20 protein-coding genes are annotated in these 21,242 nt (G+C 63.1%); 11 read left to right on the forward strand and 9 right to left on the reverse strand.

What is annotated here, in order from left to right:
* From R6U53_RS08570 to R6U53_RS08585, 4 genes are all read left to right on the forward strand, one after another.
* A partial coding sequence (locus R6U53_RS08570) for an aldo/keto reductase (protein WP_410321948.1) occupies positions 1-564 on the forward strand: 564 nt, incomplete at its 5' end.
* Between the two features lie 199 nt (positions 565-763).
* Positions 764-913, forward strand: a complete 150-nt coding sequence (locus R6U53_RS08575) for a DUF2080 family transposase-associated protein (protein ID WP_410321949.1) — start codon at positions 764-766, stop codon at positions 911-913.
* A gap of 3 nt (positions 914-916) precedes the next feature.
* Complete coding sequence (locus R6U53_RS08580; RefSeq protein ID WP_410321950.1) at positions 917-2,200, forward strand: RNA-guided endonuclease InsQ/TnpB family protein; 1,284 nt, start codon at positions 917-919, stop codon at positions 2,198-2,200.
* Between the two features lie 477 nt (positions 2,201-2,677).
* Entirely contained in the window at positions 2,678-3,022 is a 345-nt protein-coding gene (locus R6U53_RS08585; protein WP_410321951.1) for a hypothetical protein, read from the forward strand.
* Between the two features lie 4 nt (positions 3,023-3,026).
* Here the strand turns inward: R6U53_RS08585 and R6U53_RS08590 are convergent, their stop codons facing one another.
* Positions 3,027-4,271, reverse strand: a complete 1,245-nt coding sequence (locus R6U53_RS08590; RefSeq protein ID WP_410321952.1) for a DNA double-strand break repair nuclease NurA — start codon at positions 4,269-4,271, stop codon at positions 3,027-3,029.
* Between the two features lie 171 nt (positions 4,272-4,442).
* Here R6U53_RS08590 and icd point away from each other — a divergent pair, with 171 nt between their 5' ends.
* Positions 4,443-5,699: an isocitrate dehydrogenase (NADP(+)) gene (gene icd, locus R6U53_RS08595; RefSeq protein ID WP_410321953.1), complete on the forward strand. Its 1,257-nt coding sequence runs from the start codon at positions 4,443-4,445 to the stop codon at positions 5,697-5,699.
* A 119-nt stretch (positions 5,700-5,818) separates the two neighbouring features.
* Here icd and R6U53_RS08600 read toward each other — a convergent pair whose 3' ends face one another.
* Positions 5,819-6,157, reverse strand: coding sequence for a cupin domain-containing protein (locus tag R6U53_RS08600; RefSeq protein ID WP_410321954.1), 339 nt, complete (start codon positions 6,155-6,157; stop codon positions 5,819-5,821).
* A gap of 53 nt (positions 6,158-6,210) precedes the next feature.
* Positions 6,211-7,656, reverse strand: a complete 1,446-nt coding sequence (gene proS, locus R6U53_RS08605) for a proline--tRNA ligase (RefSeq protein ID WP_410321955.1) — start codon at positions 7,654-7,656, stop codon at positions 6,211-6,213.
* Between the two features lie 283 nt (positions 7,657-7,939).
* Between proS and R6U53_RS08610 the strand changes: the two genes are divergently transcribed.
* Entirely contained in the window at positions 7,940-8,908 is a 969-nt protein-coding gene (locus tag R6U53_RS08610) for a phosphoadenosine phosphosulfate reductase family protein (RefSeq protein ID WP_410321956.1), read from the forward strand.
* Between the two features lie 9 nt (positions 8,909-8,917).
* On the opposite strand, the gene R6U53_RS08615 is transcribed toward R6U53_RS08610, so the two are convergent.
* The 3 genes from R6U53_RS08615 to R6U53_RS08625 form a co-directional block, all read right to left on the reverse strand.
* Positions 8,918-9,250, reverse strand: a complete 333-nt coding sequence (locus tag R6U53_RS08615; protein ID WP_410321957.1) for a hypothetical protein — start codon at positions 9,248-9,250, stop codon at positions 8,918-8,920.
* A gap of 64 nt (positions 9,251-9,314) precedes the next feature.
* Positions 9,315-9,776, reverse strand: a complete 462-nt coding sequence (locus R6U53_RS08620) for a hypothetical protein (RefSeq protein WP_410321958.1) — start codon at positions 9,774-9,776, stop codon at positions 9,315-9,317.
* A gap of 7 nt (positions 9,777-9,783) precedes the next feature.
* Positions 9,784-10,287, reverse strand: coding sequence for a DUF5817 domain-containing protein (locus tag R6U53_RS08625; RefSeq protein WP_410321959.1), 504 nt, complete (start codon positions 10,285-10,287; stop codon positions 9,784-9,786).
* 193 nt (positions 10,288-10,480) lie between these two features.
* On the opposite strand from R6U53_RS08625, the gene gltB reads away from it, so the two are divergent.
* Positions 10,481-15,004: a glutamate synthase large subunit gene (gene gltB / locus R6U53_RS08630; protein WP_410321960.1), complete on the forward strand. Its 4,524-nt coding sequence runs from the start codon at positions 10,481-10,483 to the stop codon at positions 15,002-15,004.
* Positions 15,005-15,022: 18 nt separating this feature from the next.
* Here gltB and gcvH read toward each other — a convergent pair whose 3' ends face one another.
* Both gcvH and gcvT read right to left on the reverse strand, forming a co-directional pair.
* A complete protein-coding gene (gene gcvH, locus R6U53_RS08635; protein WP_410321961.1) occupies positions 15,023-15,406 on the reverse strand; it encodes a glycine cleavage system protein GcvH in 384 nt (127 codons plus the stop codon).
* A gap of 259 nt (positions 15,407-15,665) precedes the next feature.
* Complete coding sequence (gene gcvT / locus R6U53_RS08640; protein ID WP_410321962.1) at positions 15,666-16,748, reverse strand: glycine cleavage system aminomethyltransferase GcvT; 1,083 nt, start codon at positions 16,746-16,748, stop codon at positions 15,666-15,668.
* A 61-nt stretch (positions 16,749-16,809) separates the two neighbouring features.
* Between gcvT and R6U53_RS08645 the strand changes: the two genes are divergently transcribed.
* The 3 genes from R6U53_RS08645 to R6U53_RS08655 are packed head-to-tail and all read left to right on the forward strand — an operon-like array spanning position 16,810 to position 19,145.
* The gene (locus R6U53_RS08645; protein WP_410321963.1) at positions 16,810-17,256 is read left to right on the forward strand and encodes an NYN domain-containing protein; all 447 of its coding nucleotides are present in this window, start codon (positions 16,810-16,812) and stop codon (positions 17,254-17,256) included.
* A 1-nt stretch (position 17,257) separates the two neighbouring features.
* Positions 17,258-18,268: a sodium:calcium antiporter gene (locus tag R6U53_RS08650; RefSeq protein WP_410321964.1), complete on the forward strand. Its 1,011-nt coding sequence runs from the start codon at positions 17,258-17,260 to the stop codon at positions 18,266-18,268.
* Positions 18,269-18,305: 37 nt separating this feature from the next.
* Positions 18,306-19,145, forward strand: a complete 840-nt coding sequence (locus R6U53_RS08655; protein ID WP_410321965.1) for a TatD family hydrolase — start codon at positions 18,306-18,308, stop codon at positions 19,143-19,145.
* Between the two features lie 43 nt (positions 19,146-19,188).
* On the opposite strand, the gene R6U53_RS08660 is transcribed toward R6U53_RS08655, so the two are convergent.
* Positions 19,189-20,532 (reverse strand): LLM class flavin-dependent oxidoreductase, encoded by a 1,344-nt coding sequence (locus R6U53_RS08660; RefSeq protein ID WP_410321966.1) that lies wholly within the window; start codon positions 20,530-20,532, stop codon positions 19,189-19,191.
* Positions 20,533-20,674: 142 nt separating this feature from the next.
* Between R6U53_RS08660 and R6U53_RS08665 the strand changes: the two genes are divergently transcribed.
* Positions 20,675-21,241: a hypothetical protein gene (locus tag R6U53_RS08665; RefSeq protein WP_410321967.1), complete on the forward strand. Its 567-nt coding sequence runs from the start codon at positions 20,675-20,677 to the stop codon at positions 21,239-21,241.
* The last annotated feature ends 1 nt before the right edge of the window (position 21,242 follow it).

Genomic DNA, 21,242 nt, shown 5'->3' on the forward strand with positions numbered 1-21,242 from the left:
CTCGCGGCGCTCGACGACGCCGTCCGCCGCGGCGACGTGCGGTACGTCGGCGGCTCCTCGATGTGGGCCCACCAGTTCGCCGAGGCGCTCCACGCGAGCGAGCGCGAGGGGTACGAGCGGTTCGCCACGATGCAGAACCACTACAACCTCGCGTACCGCGAGGAGGAGCGCGAGATGCTCCCCCTCTGTGAAAAAGAGGGCATCGGCGTGATGCCGTGGAGCCCGCTCGCGCGCGGCTACCTCACCCGACCGCACGAGTCGGTCGACGCCACGCTCCGCGGGGAGACGGAAGAGCACCTCTACGCGCATCCCTACCGCGAGGGCGGCGGTCCGACGGTCAACGAACGCGTCGCGGAACTGGCCGAGGGGAAGGGGGTGAAGATGGCCCAGATCGCGCTGGCGTGGCTGTTCCACAAGGAGTGGGTGGACACGCCGATCGTCGGCACGACCAGCGTCGAGCACTTAGAGGACGCGGTCGAGGCGCTCGATATCGACCTCTCCCCCGCCGACGTGAAGTGGCTGGAGGAACCCTACGAACCGGTCCGCGTCTCGGGACACGAGTGAGATCCACCACCGACGCTTCACGAGCCGTTTTAACTGGAATTAGGCGCTAATTCCCCTTCCTCAAGGAGCAACGCAGGGAGCGAAGCGACCGAGTAGCGCAGTAGGGAGGGGATACAGCGCCGCACGATTCTCAAACACGTTCACCGCCCGACCCACAGGCCCACCGCTACCTTTATGTCTATCCAAAGTCTATACATCGGTGATGAATAGGTTTGAAATCGAAGGCGAGGAAGTCCTCGACGGAACGGCAAAACCGTCAGGCAATAGCGCCCACGTCATCGTTCCCAAACGCTGGCGTGGTGCTGACGTGAAAGTCGTCCGCGTCTCCGAACCCGACTCAAACGAATAGTCCATGCAGTACAACTACAAGTATCGACTCAACCCTACGGAAGCCCTCACCGAGACACTTCTGCACCACGTCGATACTTGTAGGCAACTCTACAACCATGTCCTCCACCTGCTCAACGAGGCAGACGACATCCCCGCCCGCTACGAGGTGCAGGGGCGACTCCCCGACCTCAAAACCTGGTGGACTGACCTCAGAGACGTTCACTCGAAAGTCCTCCAGATGGTCGTCAAGCGCGTCTACGACAACCTCTCCACGCTCAAAGCGCAGAAGGAGAACGGACGCGCCGTGGGAATGCTCAAGTGGAAACCGCCTCGGGAGTATCGGTCACTCACCTACAACCAGTCCGGCTTCGAACTCAAGAATACGAGTGGCCGGCCTACGTTGTGGTTGAGCAAGATCGGGGAGATTCCGATTCACCTCCACCGAGACATTCCCGAGAACGCGACCGTCAAACAGGTCGCGGTCAAACGCGAACCCACGGGCGAGTGGTACGCCACGTTCGGCATCGCCGTGGACGAGGATACACCAGAGAAGCCGGAGAATCCCGAGAGGGTCGTCGGAATCGACGTGGGGATTCTCACGTACGCCCACGACACCGACGGGTACGCCATCAAAAGCCCCGACTTCAGCGAGGAGCGCGAACGACTCGAACGCGCTCAACGCGACCTCTCGCGGAAGGACTACGGCTCTGGGAATTGGGAGAAACAACGGCAGGTCGTTGCCGAATGCCATGCCGACCTCAAGCGGAAGCGTCGGGACTTAATTCACAAGTTGTCGAACTACTACGCCACTGAGTACGACCTCGTGGCGGTCGAGGACTTGGATGCGAAAGGGTTGATTGAACTCCCCGGTAGCTCCCGTAACCGGGCGGGGGCGGCGTGGGGAACGTTCCTCCGGATGCTTCAATCCAAGTGCGAGCGCGAAGGAACGTACTTCGTCGCGGTTGACTCAAAAGACACGACGAAGGAGTGCGCGTCCTGCGGCGTCAAGACGGATAAGCCGCTGTGGGTTCGTGAACACTCGTGTCCCTCGTGTGGGTTCGAGGCGGACAGGGACGCGAACGCGGCGTGGAACATTCTTTCTCGCGGTCTCGAAGATATAGGAGTGGGTCACTCCGAATCAACGTCCTCAGAACCGAACGGTTCTGCTGGGCGAACGAGAGCTCCGCTCTCGTCAACGCCTGTGGAGACTGCGCTCGCTGTGGATACCTCGGTATCTGCAAAGCGCGTCGTGGAAACAGGAAGCCCCACCCTCAAGGAGCGAACCGCGTCAGCGGTGAGCGAGTAGGGTGGGGTAGTTCACAACACTCGGTGCCGCAGCAGGGGCGGTTTCCGGTTAAGTAAATACTCATCGCAGGCATCCCGTTGGCGACGTACCAGCACTTCTACGCGACGGTCGGACTCAATTGCCGAGTTCGAGCGAAATATAAAACGCCCCCGTCGCGACGATTACGATAAGAACGCTCCCAGCCGGGCAGGATACGGGTCTCGAACTAGTTACGCGACGTGTACGAGACCGGAGAACGCGGCGAGAACGGCGATGTTTTGCAAGTCCGTATCACCGAAGATATCCCCGGCGAGTCGACCTATCTCTTATGACTGGACGCCTGCGACGACCGGCTCGTCTACGTGGAGTGCCGCCACAACGGAGCACAAACCGGTCTCAACGTTCGCGACGTTCGCGAAGTGAGTATCCGATGAACGTCGGTTCCCTGACGCACGTACCGCCGCACGCCTTTTATCCGTACTCCCCGTACCTGGGGATATGCTCCGCATTCGCGGTTCGGCCGGCGGGACGGCGTTGACCGGCACGCTCTACGGGCCCGGCGAGGATCCACCGACGTACCGCGGCGCACCGGACGATGATGCGCCCTACGTCTGGATCTGTGATTCGTTCTACGAGGTCGAAAGCGGTGGCCGGATCCAGCGGATCGACGGCGAGGAGATACGGATCGCCTTCGAATCGCCGATGCCGCGGGGATTCGACGATCGCGATCGGGCGATCGAAGCGGCGCGCGCTCACATACGGACGCAGTTCGCCCGACTCGGAATCTCCGAGTCGGACGTCGAGATCGAACTCGTGGACGCAGTCGACGATCCGCTTCCGTAGCCACCTACACGACGAGCCCCCACCGCTCGTCGTCGTACGTCCGGTCGCGGTCCGCGTCGAAGCGCTGCTCTATCGCCCGCGTCAGGGCGGCTTTCTCCTCGCGGTTGATGCGGGCCAGTTCGTCGGCTTTCGCCACCGCGAGCGGCGGCCCTCTCTCGTGGGCGATGTCGCGGAGGACCTGCATCGTCAGCGCTTCGCGCGTCTCCGGATCACGCGTGAACACCGCCGGGGATTCGACGCGGAACAGGAGTTCCATTCGGGGGTCGTACACGCAAAAGAACGTCACCTCGTACGCGCCGAGTGCGCGCGATCGTTCCAGGCCGAGCGCGTCTCCATGAGTCGACAGCGGCTCGTCGACGCCACACCGGGAGACGAACCAGTTGGTGAACGTCAGCTGATCGGTCAGCGTCTCGCCGTCGTCGTCGGTGCGACGAAGGACGCGTTTGAAAAAGGCCGCGTCGTTGGCCCACGGCGCGCGCGCTTTGCTCCGGACGGCGCGCGTGATCGCCTTCGACCCGCCGTTTTTGACGAATCCGAGGAGCGGGACGTCACGATCCGCGAACCGCTCGACCAACTCGATGTAGCGCGCGATCACGTCCCGCGGACGCTCCTCCTCGACGAGCAGGTCCGCGAGTTCCGGGTGACGATCCGCCCACGCGAGTAGCCCCTTCGGGTAGATCGGACCGTCGAGGATCAACAGGTCCTCGACGACCTCCGCCTGTAGCGCGGCGTGGGATACCTCGGCGAGATACAGCGAGAGCGCGTGGACGACTGCCTCCTCGTAGCGATTGACGCGCGGCGCTTGCAGGACGCGTCCGCGGGAGTAGCCGCCGTCGAATCCGGTCCACTCGTCCTCGTCGCAGTCGACCGTGGGATCGTTCGAGTGCGCCGTCGTGACGACCGTCCGTGAGCGGTGCAACTCTAGATCCGACGGCACCGCGGCCATCGCCGCCTGCGCCACGTCGAGGACGAGTCCGTTGGTGAACGTCGTCGGGTTGATGGTTCCGGAGTCGAGACCGTGCTGAGTCGGAAACGGCGGATCCTGCAAGGCGACGTCCTCGATGTCGATTCGTCGCCGCCGCACCTCGTCGATCGGCTCGACGATGGGACGGCCGTCGTGGCGCAACGGATCGAGGAACTCGGAAAAGACCGTCTCGGCAAACGCGTCGTGCTCGGTCGCATCGACGTGTTGGTTGATCCGGCCCGCGAGCCGCGCGATGCCGTCGAAGTGGACCGGGTCGAGGGTCATACTCGGTGTCCGGCGCACTGTCGTATAAAACGTCGGCTGCCCGGCTTCGCTTGTATCGGTCGTTCGTGCGATCGATCCCGGTTGCACCTCCGTAGATTTTTACTCATCTTTCATGCAAAATTCGCCGCGATAGCGGTACGCCTTTCATGGGGCCCTCCGAACGCGCTCGGTATGGGATACGACAAAATCGAGGTACCTGACGAGGGATCGACGGTCGAAGTCACGGGGGACGACGAACTCGTCGTACCGGACGATCCGATCATTCCGATCATCCACGGTGACGGGATCGGAACCGACGTCGGCCCCGCCGCACAGACCGTTCTCGACGCGGCCGCCGAGGCAACGGGAAAAGAGATCAACTGGATGCGTGTCTACGCCGGCGAGTCCGCTCGCGAGCGCTACGACGAGAACCTCCCCGACGAGACCGTCGAGGCGATCGAAGAGTTCAAAGTCGCGATCAAGGGCCCGCTGACGACGCCCGTAGGCGCCGGCTTCCGCAGCCTCAACGTCGCCCTGCGTAAGAAGCTCGATCTGTACACCAACATCCGTCCGACGTACCACCTCGACGGCGTTCCGTCACCGGTCAAACGTCCCGAGCAGATGGACATGGTCTCGTTCCGGGAGAACACCGAGGACGTCTACGCCGGTATCGAGTGGGAAGCCGGCACCGACGAGGTCGAGCAGGTCAAGGCGTTCGTCGAAGACGAGATGGGCTTCGATTCGACCATCCACGACGGCCCGGTCGGCATCGGTATCAAACCGATCACCGAGTTCGGCACCAAACGCTTGGTCCGCCGAGCGATCGACTACGCCCTCGAGAACGACCGCGATTCGGTCACGCTCGTCCACAAGGGGAACATCATGAAGTTCACCGAAGGTGCCTTCCGCGACTGGGGCTACGAGGTCGCAGAGGAAGAGTACGGCGACGAGGTCATCACCGAGGACACGCTTTGGGAGGAGCGCGACGGCGAGCCGCCGGAAGGAGCAGTCGTCGTCAACGATCGCATCGCCGACAACATGCTCCAGCAGATCCTGACCCGGACGGACCAATACGACGTGTTGGCGCTGCCGAACCTCAACGGTGACTACCTCTCCGACGCCTGTGGCGCACAGATCGGCGGTCTCGGTATCGCCCCCGGCGCGAACCTCGGCGACGGTCGCGTGCTGGCCGAACCGGTCCACGGCTCCGCGCCGAAATACGCCGGCCAGGACAAGGTCAACCCGACCGCGATGATCCTCTCGGGCCGTCTCATGCTCGATTTCATGGGCTGGGGCGACGCCGCGGACCTCGTCCGCGACGCCGTCGAGCAGACGATCGTCGACAAGAAGGTCACCTACGACATCGAGCGACAGATCGAAGGCGGCGAGAAACTCGCGACCAGCGAGTACGCCCAAGAGGTCGTCGAGAACATACACGAACTGGCCTGATCGGTCGCCGAACCGTCTAATTCGGTATTTTTGCGTGTCGGTGCGGTGGATAGCTCGACGGACTGAACGCCACTCGAAAATCGGGTAGCGGTCTTGGCGAGTCCGGCCCGTGTCGATCTCTATTCTGCCCAGTCGGGGTCGGTACGCGGCGGCGAGAACACGTCGACGCCTCGAACTGGCACGTCGCCCCGATTTTCGGCCGAATGCGGTTCCTCACCCTGGATGGTGAACGAATCGCCGGCTTCGACGACGACCGTTTCGCCACCCGAAATAAACGTCAACTCGCCCTCGTAAACGAAGCCGGTCTGTTCGTGATGATGGCTGTGTTCGGGAACCGTCGCCCCGGGCTCGATCTCGAAGCGTTGCATGCTCGTGTGCTCGCCCGACGCGAGCAGTTCGAGATAGACGTCTTCGACCGGTTCTGCGGCCTCCACGTCGGACGATCTGACTCGATCCATGTCGAGGCGTTCGCGCCCTGATCACTAAAGAATCGGTGACCGGACCGGTTGGATCAGTACGATTTGGCGAAGTACGCCGTCTCTTCGGCCCCGTCGTCACAGATCCCACAGGTGTCGTGGACCGGTTCTTCGTCGTCGAGCGGTAGCATCACGATCTCGGCTGCGATCTCGTCTTTGATAACGGCTTCACAGTCCTCATCACCACACCAACCGGTCTTGACGTAGCCGCCGTAGCGGCCGATCGTCCCGAGGATCTCGCCGCGACCGTGGGCCTCGCGGACGTTCTCTTCTAAATTCTCCTCGGCGGCCGCGTAGAGCTTGGCGTAGACCGTATCGAGGGCGTCGCGGACCGCATCGCCGATCTCTTCGCGCGAAACGACCTCGTTCTCGCCGTCGGGACGGTGGACCAGCGTCGCCTCGCCGTCGTCGACTTCGTGGGGCCCGATTTCGATGCGAAGCGGGACGCCGTTCAGCTCGTGTTCGTTGAACTTGAATCCGGGGTTTCGCCCGTCGCGGTCGTCGTAGTCGACGCGGAACTCCCCGTCGAGTTCGGCCGCGAGATCCGCGGCGTACTCTTTGACCGCGTCTTCGGTGTCCGCCTGCCAGATCGGGACGACGACGACCTGCGTCGGCGCGAGTTCGGGCGGGATGACGAGTCCCTGATCGTCCGAGTGCGTCATGATGAGCGCGCCGAGCGCGCGCCAGGAGAGCCCCCACGATGTGGTGTGGGCCGTCCGCTCGATCTCGTCCTCGTCGGTGTACTCGATGCCGAACGCCTCGGCGAAGGACGTTCCGAGGTGATGGCTCGTCCCCGCTTGGACGGACTTGCCGTCGGGCATCAACGCCTCGATCGTCGTCGTCGTGTGCGCGCCGGGGAACTTGTCGTGTTCTGGTTTCCGGCCCAACATTCCGGGGATCGCCATAACGTCCTCGTAGAGGCGCTCGTACTGGTGTAGCCGCGTCATCATCTCTTCCCAGGCGTCCTCGTGTGTCGCGTGTGCGGTGTGGCCCTCCTGCCAGAGGAACTCCTTGGTCCGGAAGAACGGCTTCGTCTCCGTCGCCTCCCAGCGGACGACCGAACACCACTGGTTGAGCCGCATCGGTAGATCTCGGTGGCTGCGGACCCACTGGGCGATAAAGGGCGTGATGATCGACTCGGAGGTCGGTCGAACGGCGAGTCGTTCCTCGAGTTCGTCGTGCCCGCCGTGGGTCACCCACGCGACCTCGGGATCGAACCCCTCGACGATGTCCTTCTCCCGTTCGAGGTACGACTCGGGGATGAACATCGGGAAGTAGCTGTTCTGAACGCCGGTCTCTTTGAACCAGCCGTCGAGATACCCCTGTAACCGCTCCCAGAGGGCGTAACCACGAGGACGGGTGATGATGAACCCACCCATCGGTGCGTAGTCGGCGAGGCCGGCCTTTTGGACGACCTCGGCGTACCATTCGCCGGGATTGTGTTCCTTGCTTTCCGTGATTCCGAGTTCTTGTTCGCTCATGTGTTATGTCGTGGTCGCGTTCGGTCTTCGCGGATAATCGAACGGACGCGCGCTGGTCCCCGTTCGGCGGCGCGCCTTTATATTCTGTCGGGATCCGTCGGCGACGCACGTGGCGCCGCGGGTTCACCCGCGGCCGATGCGGCCCGACGCCCGCCCACGCGATACAGGGCCCGTAGAACGCGGAAACGACTGTTCCATCCCGTGACGCCACGCCAACGCCCGACGCCGGCTTCGCCGAACCCGAAACACCCTTTAGGCTTCTAATTATATCTAATTACAGATCATGAGCGAGTTCCCGGAGTACGTCGACGTATCGTACACCGACGGTGAGGGCGAATCCGCCGAGGACTACCCCACACTGGAGGACAAAATCGAGAAGGCGATCGAAGTGGTCGCGACCGGTCTCGAGGAGTACGAAAACCCCGCTATCATGTGGACCGGCGGAAAGGACTCGACGCTGACCCTGTACTTCGTCAAGGAAGTCGCCGAGGAATACGGCCTCGACCTGCCGCCTGCGGTCTTCATCGATCACTATCAACACTTCGAGGACCTCCTCGAGTTCGTCGATCGCTGGGCCGACGAGTGGGATCTCGAGGTCGTGTTCGCGCGCAACGCTGACATCGGCGAGTACGTCGACGAGCACGGGCTGGAACCGGGTGACGATATCGATATCGCCGCGTTGAGCGAACACAACCGACACCACGTCCGGAACATCTTGGAGTACGAGGAAGACACCTTCCCCTTCCTGCTCGACACATACGTCGGAAACCACCTTCTCAAGACCGTCGCGCTGAACAACACGCTCGAAGCGCGGGACATCGACGGGATCATCTCGGGGATCCGCTGGGACGAACAGGAGGCTCGCGCCGACGAGACGTTCTTTTCACCGCGACACGATCCCGAGATCTACCCGCCGCACGACCGGATTCAGCCGATCCTGCAGTTCGACGAAGGCGACGTCTGGGACGCCTTCTGGTACTACGTCGTCCCCGAAACCGTCCCCGAGTTCCCTGACGACGGCTACGTTCCCCAAGATTACGACGACTTACCGAACGGCCTCACCCACGACGACATCCCGGTCTCGCCGAAATACTTCGCCGGCTTCCGATCGCTCGGCAGCGAGATCTCGACCGAGAAGAGCGACGAGAGCCCCGCGTGGTTGCAGGACCTCGACAACACCACCGAACGCGCCGGTCGCGCCCAGGACAAAGAGGACCTGATGGAGCGACTGCGCGATCTCGGCTACATGTAAGTTCGGTCGCTACTCGCGTTCCGCCCCACGATCCACCGTCCGCTGACTCACGAGGAGGGCGAGTCCGCCGAGAAGCAAGAGCGCGAACGCGACGATATAGAGCGCGTTCGCGGTCGGATCGACGAGCGATACGAGCCCTAGGGCCGCCCCGAAGACGAGCCAGCCGGCACCCGCCAGCGGTTCGCCGCCGTAGAAGTGAATTATCGCCGCGGCGGCCATGACGACGGCGCCGCCACCGACGAAGGCCCCGTCCGGAAGGCCGACGAACAGATCGGCGAGCAAAAGCGGCAACAGCCCCACGAAGACGAGCAAGCGACTGTACCGAGTGGGTTCGTGTTTCATACGCCTCCTGGGGGTGAACCTCACAAAGGGGCTCCGGATCGCCGCATCCAGCCGAGGGTGCCGATCAGGCCGACGATCGCCACGTCATGAGGACCAACGCGGCCGCCCCGAACACCAGCGCGCCACCGCCCGCGGCCAGTGCGACCGTACTCGAAAACGCGGTGCCGATGACGAGCAGCAACCAGCCGAGCGAGCCGACGGCGTGAACGAAGCCGAGTCGGCGTCTCCCCTGCCGAACGTAGACGCTGCTCCCGATGAACAGTCCGACCGCGAATACGATGGCCGCGAGAACGGTGAACTCGAAGTCCGTCCCGGAGACGGTAATGGGATCGACGAACGGATCGGCGAGAAACAACACGACCCCGACGCCGAGACAGGCAACGATGACCAACGGAGCCGCGGCGATCTCACGCCGGGTCGGATCGTTTCCGTCCTCGAAGTCCTCGGGATAGAACCGATACTGGTCGTCGCGGTCGCTCACGATCGGCGCCCCCTGCAAGACGTCTTCGTCAACGCGTATTCGCACGGAGTCATCACAGTCGCCGATAGACGCCGTTTGAACGAGTCACCTCACCCGTCCGTCGGAGCTTTTCGAGCGTCCGCTCGACGTACGATTCGGGAACCCCGGCCGCGATCGCGTACTCAAGAACGTCGCTTTCGGTCGGCGCATCGAGTTCGTCCAACCCGTCGAGGATCACCTGTTTTCGGCTTCGCGAAGAGCGTCCGCGCCCCGCTCGTTTCCCGGCGGTCGACACCTCCTCAGGGTCGATACCGGACGCCGATAGAAAGTCGTCGTCGTCCATCCCGACTGCCTCGACGTCGATCGATTCGGGGTCGACGAACTCACCGTCGTCAGCCCGCTTTGCGAGCATCGAACTCCTGGCGCGGGCGGCCGCTTCGGAGGTGTCGGTCTCGGCGAACGTCCGCAGCTTTCCGAACTGGTGACGGCGCTGACAGCGCGGACACTCCGTCGTCTTCGGTCGCCCCTCGACGATCCAAAGGGCGTGACAGTCCCGGCAGCCAACGACCGAATACATGTCCACAAATTCGCGTCCCGCCAGTTGAATCTGCCGCTCCCGAAGCGATAGATACACCGTGTTTTCCATTCCGGCGTAAAATATAATGATTCTATATATCGAGATCAATTACATAATATTTCCTTGTATGGAATAAACCTACCATTATACTTTGAGGGGAAGCCTCTTAGTTAGGCACCTGATATAGCGACGTATGTCTGAGCCATTTGATCATCCAGCGAGCACCGCCGGGCTCGCTGATCCCGACGACTACCGCGCCAACTGTGGCGTCGGCGTCGTCATGGACCTCGACGGCGACCGGACCCACGGAACGGTAGCCGACGGTATCGAACTGCTCGAAAACCTCGAACACCGCGGAACGACCGGTGCCGACGAGCACACCGGTGACGGTGCGGGCGTTCTCTTGCAGACGCCACACGAGTTCTTCGCCGACGAAATCGATGACCTTCCGGCCGCCGGCGAATACGCCGTCGGATCGATCTTCATGCCGAAGGACGCTGATGCCATCGCCGATCTGCAAGACATCACCGAACGTCTGCTCTCCGAACACGGACTCGACGTGTTCGCCTGGCGGAACGTCCCGACCGACAGCGAGCCGCTCGGCGAGACGGCCACGGAGTCGGAACCGGCTGTAGTCCAGTGTTTCGTTCGCTCAGGACTTGACGATGACGCCTTCGATCGAGCGCTCTACGTCGGCCGTCGCGACCTCGAGACGGAGATGGAGACACAGGATCTGGACGGCGCAGCGCGGTTTTACATCTGTTCGCTCGACCGCAAGACGGTCGTCTACAAAGGGCTCCTGACGGCCGAACAGCTCCCGAGCTACTACCCCGATCTGCTCGACGAGCGCGTTCGCTCGACGTTCGCGATGGTTCACGCTCGCTTCTCGACGAACACGCTCGGCGCGTGGCACCTCGCACATCCGTACCGGACGATCATCCACAACGGCGAGTTCAACACGATTCAGGGCAACATCAACTGGATGCGCGCCCGCGAGGACGACCTCGAACACGCCGACTTCGGTGACGAGATCGAAACCCTCCGACCGATCATCAACGATCCCGACCAATCAGACACCGCCTCGGTCGACAACGCGCTCGAACTCCTGATGGCCGGCGGCCGCGAGATGCCACACGCGCTCCGCATGCTCATCCCCGAAGCGTGGCGCGTCGACGCCAACCGCGTCTCCGAGGACCGTCGCGAGTGGTACGACTACCACGCGTCGCTCGTCGAACCGTGGGACGGCCCGGCGCTCGTGGCCGCGACCGACGGCGACCGGATCGGTGCGGTGCTCGACCGAAACGGTCTCCGACCCTGCCGATACGACGTGACGAGTGACAACACGCTCGTCATGGCCAGCGAGGCCGGGGCGCTCGAGTACGATTTCGGCGAGATCGAACGTCGCGATCGGCTCCAGCCCGGTCAACTGTTCGTCGCCGATCCAGAGGAGGGACGCGTCATCCCCGACGAGGAGATCTTCGACGACCTCGTCGACGAGAAGTACGGCGAGTGGGTCGCCGACGAACAGGTCGTGATCGACGACATCGCCGACGACGAGGACGCTGCACCGCGCGATCCGACCCCATCGCTTCGCTCACATCAGGCCCTGTACGGCTACACCGAAGACGAGATGAAACACCTCATCGAGCCGATGGCCAAAGACGGGAAGGACCCCGTCGGTTCGATGGGCGACGACACGCCGCTCAGCGTCCTCTCACAGTTCAACCGCCCGCTGTTTACGTACTTCAAACAGCTGTTCGCGCAGGTCACGAATCCGCCGCTCGACTACATCCGCGAGGAGCTCGTGACCTCGCTCGAATCGCGTCTCGGCTACCAGCGCAATCTGCTCGACGAGACGCCCGAACACGCTCGACAGCTCGTCGTCGACTCGCCGATCCTCACGGACGCACAGACGAGCGCGATCAAGCAACTCGACGACGACCTCTCGACGTACGTCCTCGACATCACGTACGATGCTGATTCGGACCTCGAAACGGCCGTCGAGGACATCCGTGCGGAGGCGACCAAAGCCGCCCACAAACACGACGTTATCGTCCTCTCCGACCGCAACGCCGGTCCCGACGCGGTCCCCATCCCGGCGCTGCTCGCGACCGGCGGCGTCCACCACCACCTCGTCAGAAACGGGCTCCGAAACCACGTCGGGATCGTGCTCGAATCCGGGGACCCGCGGGCCGTTCACCACGTCGCGACCTGCATCGGCTACGGGGCCGGTGCTGTGAACCCGTATCTCGCCTACCAGTCGATCGCCGACATCGTCGCCGGTCCCGACGGGGCGGACGAACAGCGCGCGATCAGGGCGTATATCAAAGCCGTCGAGGACGGACTCCTGAAGACGATGGCCAAGATGGGTATCTCGACGGTGGAGTCCTATCAGGGCGCACAGATTTTCGAGGCGGTCGGTCTCAGTTCGGACTTCGTCGCCGAGTACTTCGAGGGGACGACGGCCCGGACCGAGGGCGTCGATATAGGAGACGTCGAATCCGACCTCAGAACGCGCTATGAGGTCGCTTTCGGCGACGATCCCGAACTCGAATATCAGGGCGAGTACGAGCACCGCTCCTCGGGCATGTTCCACGAGTGGAACCCACAGTCGGTCGGAACGCTCCAGAAGGCGGTCCGGCAGGGCAACTACGAGGAGTACCTCGAGTTCGCCGAGATGATGAACGACCAGACGGAGAACCTCCAGACGCTCCGAGGGCTTCTCGAGTTCGATTCCAATCGCGATTCCGTCGACATCGAGGACGTCGAGCCGATCGAAAAGATCGTCGAACGGTTCTCGACGGCCGCGATGAGCCTCGGGAGCATATCGCCCGAAGCCCACGAGAACAACTCCATCGCGATGAACCGACTCGGCGGAAAATCCAACACCGGGGAGGGTGGCGAACCGCCCGAACGGTTCGGAACGGAAAAAGAATGTACCGTCAAACAGGTCGCTTCCGGCCGCTTCGGCGTCACCTCGACGTATCTGACTAGCGCCGACGAACTGCAGATCAAGATGGCGCAGGGATCGAAGCCCGGCGAGGGCGGCCACCTGCCCGGCAAGAAGGTCAACGAGATGATCGCCCACGTACGGTACTCGACGCCCGGCGTCGGACTCATCTCGCCGCCGCCGCTACACGACATCTACTCGATCGAGGACCTCAAACAGCTCATCCACGATCTGAAGGCGGCCAACCCGGCGGCAGACATCAACGTCAAGTTGGTCTCCGAGGCCGGAATCGGCACGATCGCCGCCGGCGTAGCGAAGGCTAACGCCGACGTGGTTCACATCTCGGGGCACTCCGGCGGGACCGGCGCGTCGCCGAAGACCTCGATCAAGAACGCCGGCCTCCCTTGGGAACTCGGCCTCGCCGAGGCCAACCAGATGCTCTGTTCGACCGGCCTCCGCTCCAGGATTCGCGTCAGCGTAGACGGCGGGATGAAGACCGGCTACGACGTGGCCGTCGGGGCACTTCTCGGCGCCGAGGAGTACGTCTTCGGAACGTCGCCGCTCGTCACTTCCGGCTGTGTGATGGCCCGACAGTGTCACGAGAACACCTGTCCAGTCGGCGTCGCAACGCAGCGTGAAGACCTCAGAAAGCGCTTCCCGGGTGAACCACAGCACGTGATCAATTACATGACGTTCATCGCCCAGGAACTGCGCGAGATTATGGCGGAGCTCGGCTTCGAAACCGTCGAGGAGATGATCGGCCACGTCGAGGTGCTCAAACAGCGCAAGGACGTCGAACAGGAGAAAGCGCGAAAGCTCGATCTCTCGGCCGTGCTCGCCGAACCGGCCGGCGACGCCCGGTACAAAACCGAAGCACAAACCCACGAGATCGACGACGCACTCGATTGGGAGCTCATCGAGGAAGCCGCCAAAGCGATCGAAACCGGTGAACCGATCCACATCGATCGGGACATCTCGACGGTCAACCGCGCCGTCGGCGCGACGCTCTCCAACCGGATCTCGAAGCGCTACGGAACCGACGGCCTGCCGGAGGACACGATCCGCGTCGACTTCGGCGGCACCGCCGGACAGAGCTTCGGTGCGTTCCTTCAGGACGGTATCACGATGCAACTGACCGGCACCGGGAACGACTACGTCGGCAAGGGACTCTCGGGCGGTAAGCTCGTGATCAACACCCCGAACGATGCCCCCTACGAGCCGGAGAAGAACATCCTCATCGGCAACGTCGCCCTCTACGGCGCGACCCAGGGCGAGGCCTACATCAACGGGATGGCGGGCGAGCGCTTCGCCGTCCGAAATTCCGGCGTCAAGGCGGTCGTCGAGTCGGTCGGCGATCACGGTTGTGAGTACATGACCGGCGGCGTCGTGGCTTGTCTCGGCAGAACCGGAAAGAACTTCGCTGCAGGGATGTCCGGTGGCGTCGCCTACGTCCTCGATCGAGACGGCGACTTCGAGGAGAAGGTGAACTACGGTATGGTCTCGACGAGCGACGAACTCGACCGGAGGGATCAGGAGATGCTCCGACGGCTCGTCGAAAACCACGTCGCGCACACCGACTCGGACCGCGGCGAGTACATCCTCGACAACTGGGACGAGGAACTCGAGAAGTTCGTCAAAGTCATGCCCGACGCGTACGCCGACATCATCCAAGAACACGAGGAAGCCGACGTTCGAACTGAACTTCCGAACTCGGCGACACCGACCGCCGGACACGACGCGGCCGGGCAAGTCGTATCGGACGATTGATCCAAAAGGAACGTCGTTTCAGGCAGTTTGTGCTTCGTACTCGTCGGGTGAGAGGAGGTCGTCGAACTCGGCCTCGTCGGACGGATCGATCTCGAGCATCCAGCCGTCGCCGAACGGATCGTCGTTGACGAATTCCGGCGCATCCGCGAGGTCGTCGTTGACGGCGACGACTTCTCCCGAAACCGGTGCGTACAGGTCCGAGACCGCCTTGATCGATTCGACGACACCGAACTCGGTGTCCGCCTCGACGGTCTCTCCCGCGGCCGGAAGTTCGACGAAGACGATGTCGCCAAGTTCGTCCTGTGCGAAATCCGTGATCCCGATTCGGACGGTGTCCCCGTCGCGTCGGGCCCACTCGTGGGTTTCCAAATACCGGCAGTCGTCGGGTATCTCAAAGCGCATGGGTGTTGTATCCGCGGCGGGGTTGTATGGTTATCGGCTTCTCGGAGTGGTGAGGCGGTCGCGTTCGGGATCCGCCCGAACTGCCACGACGCGACCGTGATCTCGATGGCCCGGGCGTAGAACCTGTCCACGATCTAACTGCTTTCGGTCTCGGCAGCGCACGGGAGATACCCGACGCACACGGGTGGCCGACCACCGCCGTCGAGCGAAGCGATGGCGGCGCGCGGTTCGAAATCCGCAGTGTCGACATCGCCGACGCTCAGTAGAACGGGAGGTCCTCGACGACAGCTCGCTTCATCTCACCGCGAATCGCGATCTCGAGTTCGGTCCCCGGATCACTGTGGGATGTCGGCACGTAGCCGAGCCCGATCGCCTCGCCGAGCGTCGGGCTCATGGTTCCGCTGGTGACCGTTCCGACCTGTTCGCCGTCGGAAACAATCTCGTAGCCATGTCGGGCGATCCCCCGTTCGGTGAGTCGAAATCCGACGAGCCGTTCGTCGGGGTCCGTCGCGGCCGCGAGCGCGTCCCGCCCGACGAACTCGGTGTCGAGATCGACGACGAATCCCAGCCCGGCTTCGTAGGGCGTTCGAGGGTTCTCCGCCGCGTCGAAATCCTGTCCGGAAAGCAGAAAGCCCGCCTCCAGACGGAGCGTGTCGCGCGCGCCGAGTCCGCAGGGTTGACACTCGAGTGCGGTCCAGATCGCCGCAGAGGCGTCGGCGTCGAAGAGGAGTTCGACCCCGTCTTCCCCCGTATAGCCCGTCCGGGCGAGCAGGGAGTCGACCCCCGCGATCGTTCGCGGCTCGACGGTGAATCGAGAGACGTCCCCCGGAGCGTCACAGAGCGTTTCGAGACGCTCGATCGCTTCGGGACCCTGTACCGCTATCATGCCGTAGCTCTCGGTGGCGTTTTCGACGGTCGCGTCCAGGGTCCACCGGTCGGCGTGTTCGACCCACCGCTCGCACATCCGATCGTCGTTGCCCGCATTGGGGACGAAGAGATACTCGGCGTCGATCGTCCCGCCCGATCCGGGAAGCCGATACACTACGGTATCATCGAGCACAATCCCGTCCGAATCGGTGATGGTCGCGTACTGTGCCTCGCCGGGACCGAGTGCGGTGACGTCGGTCGTCGTCAGACGGTTCATAAGCTCCGTGGCGTCGGGGCCGGAAACCTCGAGCTCGCCCATGTGAGAGACATCGAACTTTCCGGCTGCCTCTCGAACGGCGCGGTGTTCGGTTCGGATCGAATCGAACTCCACGGGCATCTCCCAGCCGCCGAAGGCGGTCAGTTTCGCGCCGGAGTCGGCGTGGTGCTGCCCCAGCGGCGGCGTCCGGAGTGTCATGAGACTTCATGCGTGATCCGAAAGTAAGTATTTATTTGTCGAGGCGACGCCGAGACGGCGTATGGGACTAGTCGAGCGACTCGTCGGCCGCGGTCGCGGAACGAGGGTCGGTATCTTCGTCGACGGTCCGAACGTCTTCCGCCCCGAATTCGACGTCGACCTCGACGAACTCCGCGAGATCGCCGGGGGGGAGGGAACGGTCGCAGTCGCCCGGGTTTACGTCGACGCGAACGCCGGCTCGGGGCTGATCCAAGCCGCCGAAGCGAGGGGTTTCGAGGTCGTTACGACCAGCGGAGACGTGGACGTGAAACTCGCCGTAGAAGCCGTCGAAGCCACTGTCGACGATCGGATCGATACCGTGATCGTCGTTTCCCGCGACACCGATTTCAAGCCCGTCCTCGAAATCGCCGCGAAACGCGGACTTCGAACGGTGGCGGTCGCCCCCGGAACGCACGGTCGCTCGGACGCGCTTCGAAACGCGGCACACCGCGAGATCACCCTGCAATAACATGACAAGCATCCCCGTACTTCTCGGTATCGGTCTCGTCGGAACGGTCGTCGTCTGGGCCGGTTCGTCGGCGCTCGAGCGTTCCTCCGGCCGCATCGCCCGCCACTACGGACTGCCGCGGTTGATTCAGGGGGCGGTCCTCGCGGCCGTCGGCTCTTCGGCACCGGAGATCGCGAGTACCATCATCGCGACGCTTCGCTACGGTGAGTTCGAACTCGGGATCGGCGTGATCGTCGGCTCCGCGGTGTTCAACATCTTGGTCATACCCGCCTTGTCGGCACTCTTAGCCGATGGCACGCTCGATACCGGCCGCGACGTCGTTTATAAGGAGGCGCAGTTTTACATGCTCTCGGTCGCCGCCCTGTTCCTCATCTTCGCGCTCGCGGTCATCTACTATCCGACCGACGGCGCGGGGCTTCAGGGGAACGTCACGAGACCCCTCGCGATGTCGCTGTTGTTGCTGTACGGGCTGTATATATTCGTCCAGTACCTCGACGTCAGCGACGCGAACACGCCGAGCACGACGCTCACCCGTCGGTCGATTCTCACCCAGTGGGGGCTGCTCTTGGGCGGCGTCGCGCTCATTATCGCCGGTGTCGAGGGTCTCGTCTTCTCCGCGATCGGTCTCGGTGACGCGTTCGGCACGCCCTCGTTTCTGTGGGGGCTCACGGTCGTCGCCGCGGCGACGAGTCTCCCGGATGCGCTTATAAGCGTCGCCGCCGCACGGATCGACGAACCCGCGGTCTCGCTGGGGAACGTACTGGGAAGCAACGTCTTCGACCTCCTCGTGGCGATTCCGGCCGGTGTCATCCTCGCCGGGACGACGCCGGTGTCGTTCACCGCCACGGTTCCGATGATGGCGTTTCTCGTCGTCGCGACGATCATCCTCTTCGGGTTCGCCCGGACGGGCATGGAGATCACGAACCGCGAAGCGACAACCATGCTCGCTCTCTACGTCGGCTTCGTCGGCTGGTTGCTGCTCGAAAGCGTCGGCATCGTCGATATCATATAACGGTGCGGTTTTCAAACAGGAAGCCGAACCGGAGATCATGTACGACGGCCCGGTTCTCGACAACCACCTCCACCTCGATCCGGTCAACGGCCGCGGTGTCGACGCGGCCGAGGAGTTCGCACGCGCCGGCGGAACGCACCTCAACGTACTCAACAAACCCTCCTGGCATCTCGTCGGCGACGTCGACGACGAGGACGGCTTCGGTGAGAGCTTCGAGTTGACGATCGACGCAACCGAGGAGGCCGACGAACGACTTTCCGGGCGGGCCTGGCCCGTTCTCGGCGTGCATCCGGCGCTCATCTCGCGACTGCTCGACCGGGGATACGATCCCGACGAGGCCGCCGAACTGATGCAAGCTGGGATCGACGTCGCCGCCGAGTACGTCGCTTCGGGACCGGCGCTCGCGATCAAGTCCGGGCGGCCACACTACGAGGTCGACGACGCGGTCTGGGACGCTTCGAACACCGTGATGCGTCACGCCTTCGCCCGCGCCGCCGAGGTCGGCTGTGCGGTCCAACTCCACACCGAAGGAGGCGAGGACTTCGAGGACGTCGCCGAGTGGGCCGAAGCCGAGGGACTTCCCCGCGAGCGCGTCGTCAAACACTACTCCGGCGGTTACGTCGAGGGAGTGGTTCCGAGCGTTATCTCGCACAAAGACGAGCTCGAACGCGCCTGTGGGGGCGAGTGGCCCTTCTTCATGGAGACCGACTTCATCGACGACCCGGACCGACCCGGTGCGGTGTTGGGTCCGAAAACCGTCCCCAAACGGACGCGCTGGCTGGCCGAGGCGGGGTACGAGGAAGCACTCCGGCGGGCGCACGTCGAAACGCCGGCGCGGGTGTACGGGATCGATACGATCGCGACGCTGAGCCGGTGAGGCGTTTGAGCAGATACCGTTCGGTGTATCCCACCGACCGACGCTACTCGAAATACGGCATCACCCGTTCGGCGAACGCCTCGAGTTGTTCGTCTGCCTCCTCGCCGGTGAGACCGACGCTTTCGAACGCGATGTCGAACGCGATGGTCTCCCCGCCGAGTACCTCCGAAATATGCGCGAGCCGGTCGATGATGTCTTGGGCGCTGCCGGCGACGTAGAGCCCTCGCTCTATGAACACCTCCGGATCGAGTTCTCGGAGCTGTTCGATCGGATGACGACCAGCTGATTCCGGTAATCCCCCGGCGAACCCGAAAAATCCCAGATACTGCCAGTACGCCTTGATCCCCTGCAGCCACCGCTCGTACGTCTCTTCGTCAGCGATTTCTGTGTTGAACACGGGAACGTAGATCGAAAATCCGCGCTGGCGCGCTTCGTCCCACGGACGCTCGAACGCCTCCCCGTCGTATTCGGGCCGATGATCGGGCCACCCCGCTTTCTCAGCGGCAGCGTAGTAGATGTCGACCACCTTGTCGATATCCGTCGGATCACGCGCGCCCGCCAGATACGGATTGATACCGTTGCGTGCGGCGAACTCGATCGAACGCGGCGATCCGACTGGTTCCCACAGTTGGGGATGCGGCTCTTGAATGGGGCGCGGGAACACTGAGATCGCTCGCAACGTCGACTCTCCGGCGGTGACGACGTTCGGATACCCGGGGTCGAGATCCGTCTCCGTCACGGATCCTTCCTTCCAATCGATGAAATCCCCGACGTCGTACTCGCTGACTGGGTCGTGAAGGTAGGCCCGCTCTTGGGGGTGGTGCCAGCGAGTCCACGTCGGCGGCACGTCGTGGAACTGGTCGTGGTGCGTCAGCACGTCCTCGGTCCACGCTCGCCGGACGAGGTCGAACTTTTCTTCGAACGAGGCCCGATTCTTCTCGTCGTCCTGGATCGTGCCGCCCCAGTACTGCCCCAGCGTTTCGTTCTCGCGACTCTGGTAGCCCCGACCGATGCCGACCTCGACTCTGCCGTCCGAGATGACGTCGAGCAACGCGGTCTGTTCGGCCAACCGAATCGGGTCGTGCCAGCTAAGAATATTGGCCACCTGCCGGAGTTTGATCTCATCAGTTCGTGCGGCGATCGCGGTCTGCGATTGGAGAGGGTTCGGTGAGAGCTCTATCCCCGTGAGAACGAAGTGGTGTTCGGTGAACGTCAGCCGCTCGAAGCCGCGTCGTTCCGCCAGTATCCCGTGTTCGATGCGCTCTCTCGTGATTCGTTGACGATCTCGATGCAGTTCACGTACCGATGCGTCGGGGATGACGAGCCCCTCGTCCGCCTCCTTCAGCGGCACGTTCGTTGTGCCATTGTGCCATACCCCAAATTTCATACCAGATACAAGAATGTGTATCTGATAAACGCTTTGCCGTCCGGGATTCGATCCGAACTCGTTACTGCCGACGCCATACGTGCGATCCGTTCGCACGGTAGCCACAAGACATTTTTAAATCCCTCTCATCGGTTCTGGTGGTATGTCCTCCGAACCCGACGCTACGAGTCGTCCGTTCGTCGAAAGCGCCGTCGCAGGTGTCGCCGCGTGGGTGCTCGGCTACGTTCTCACGTATCTCCTGGTCGCGACCGACATCGAATCGTCGCCGCTCAACCAGTTGATCGAATTCTTCGAGGGCGAATCCCCGGTCTACGAGCTCGTCGGATGGGTGTTTTATAACGCTCACCTGGTCGACATCTCCTACAGCGGCCTCGGACCGTTCTCCCCGCCCCGAAGCTTCATCGGCGGTGACGGATTCACGCCGTTTCTGTACGTGATCCCGCCTGCCCTGTTGATCGTTGCGGGACTGGCACTCGGTCGATACAGCGGTGCGACCGAAGCCAAAGACGGCGCCATCGCGGGCGCGCTCGTCGTCCCCGGCTATCTCGTTGCGGCGATCGTGGGTACCGTGCTCTTCACCGTCGATGTCGGCGACGCGTCGGGGGCACCAGACCTCATCCCTGCGATCCTCATCGCAGGGTTCGTCTATCCGGTCTTCTTCGGCGCGATCGGTGGCGTGATCGCGTCCGTGACTGCCTCCTCGTCGTAAC

It is taken from the genome of Natronomonas sp. (genome assembly GCF_046483325.1).
Lineage (GTDB): Archaea > Halobacteriota > Halobacteria > Halobacteriales > Haloarculaceae > Natronomonas.

Bases quoted from the DNA above. Each gene is read 5' to 3' on its own strand.
- R6U53_RS08610 (WP_410321956.1), top strand. From the start codon at position 7,940: ATGAGCGAGTTCCCGGAGTACGTCGACGTATCGTACACCGACGGTGAG.
- R6U53_RS08590 (WP_410321952.1), bottom strand. From the start codon at position 4,271: ATGACCCTCGACCCGGTCCACTTCGACGGCATCGCGCGGCTCGCGGGC.
- R6U53_RS08600 (WP_410321954.1), bottom strand. From the start codon at position 6,157: ATGGATCGAGTCAGATCGTCCGACGTGGAGGCCGCAGAACCGGTCGAA.
- gltB (WP_410321960.1), top strand. From the start codon at position 10,481: ATGTCTGAGCCATTTGATCATCCAGCGAGCACCGCCGGGCTCGCTGAT.
- R6U53_RS08665 (WP_410321967.1), top strand. From the start codon at position 20,675: ATGTCCTCCGAACCCGACGCTACGAGTCGTCCGTTCGTCGAAAGCGCC.
- R6U53_RS08580 (WP_410321950.1), top strand. From the start codon at position 917: ATGCAGTACAACTACAAGTATCGACTCAACCCTACGGAAGCCCTCACC.
- icd (WP_410321953.1), top strand. From the start codon at position 4,443: ATGGGATACGACAAAATCGAGGTACCTGACGAGGGATCGACGGTCGAA.
- R6U53_RS08650 (WP_410321964.1), top strand. From the start codon at position 17,258: ATGACAAGCATCCCCGTACTTCTCGGTATCGGTCTCGTCGGAACGGTC.
- R6U53_RS08660 (WP_410321966.1), bottom strand. From the start codon at position 20,532: ATGAAATTTGGGGTATGGCACAATGGCACAACGAACGTGCCGCTGAAG.
- R6U53_RS08645 (WP_410321963.1), top strand. From the start codon at position 16,810: ATGGGACTAGTCGAGCGACTCGTCGGCCGCGGTCGCGGAACGAGGGTC.
- R6U53_RS08625 (WP_410321959.1), bottom strand. From the start codon at position 10,287: ATGTATTCGGTCGTTGGCTGCCGGGACTGTCACGCCCTTTGGATCGTC.
- R6U53_RS08655 (WP_410321965.1), top strand. From the start codon at position 18,306: ATGTACGACGGCCCGGTTCTCGACAACCACCTCCACCTCGATCCGGTC.
- gcvH (WP_410321961.1), bottom strand. From the start codon at position 15,406: ATGCGCTTTGAGATACCCGACGACTGCCGGTATTTGGAAACCCACGAG.
- R6U53_RS08585 (WP_410321951.1), top strand. From the start codon at position 2,678: ATGCTCCGCATTCGCGGTTCGGCCGGCGGGACGGCGTTGACCGGCACG.
- gcvT (WP_410321962.1), bottom strand. From the start codon at position 16,748: ATGACACTCCGGACGCCGCCGCTGGGGCAGCACCACGCCGACTCCGGC.
- R6U53_RS08615 (WP_410321957.1), bottom strand. From the start codon at position 9,250: ATGAAACACGAACCCACTCGGTACAGTCGCTTGCTCGTCTTCGTGGGG.
- proS (WP_410321955.1), bottom strand. From the start codon at position 7,656: ATGAGCGAACAAGAACTCGGAATCACGGAAAGCAAGGAACACAATCCC.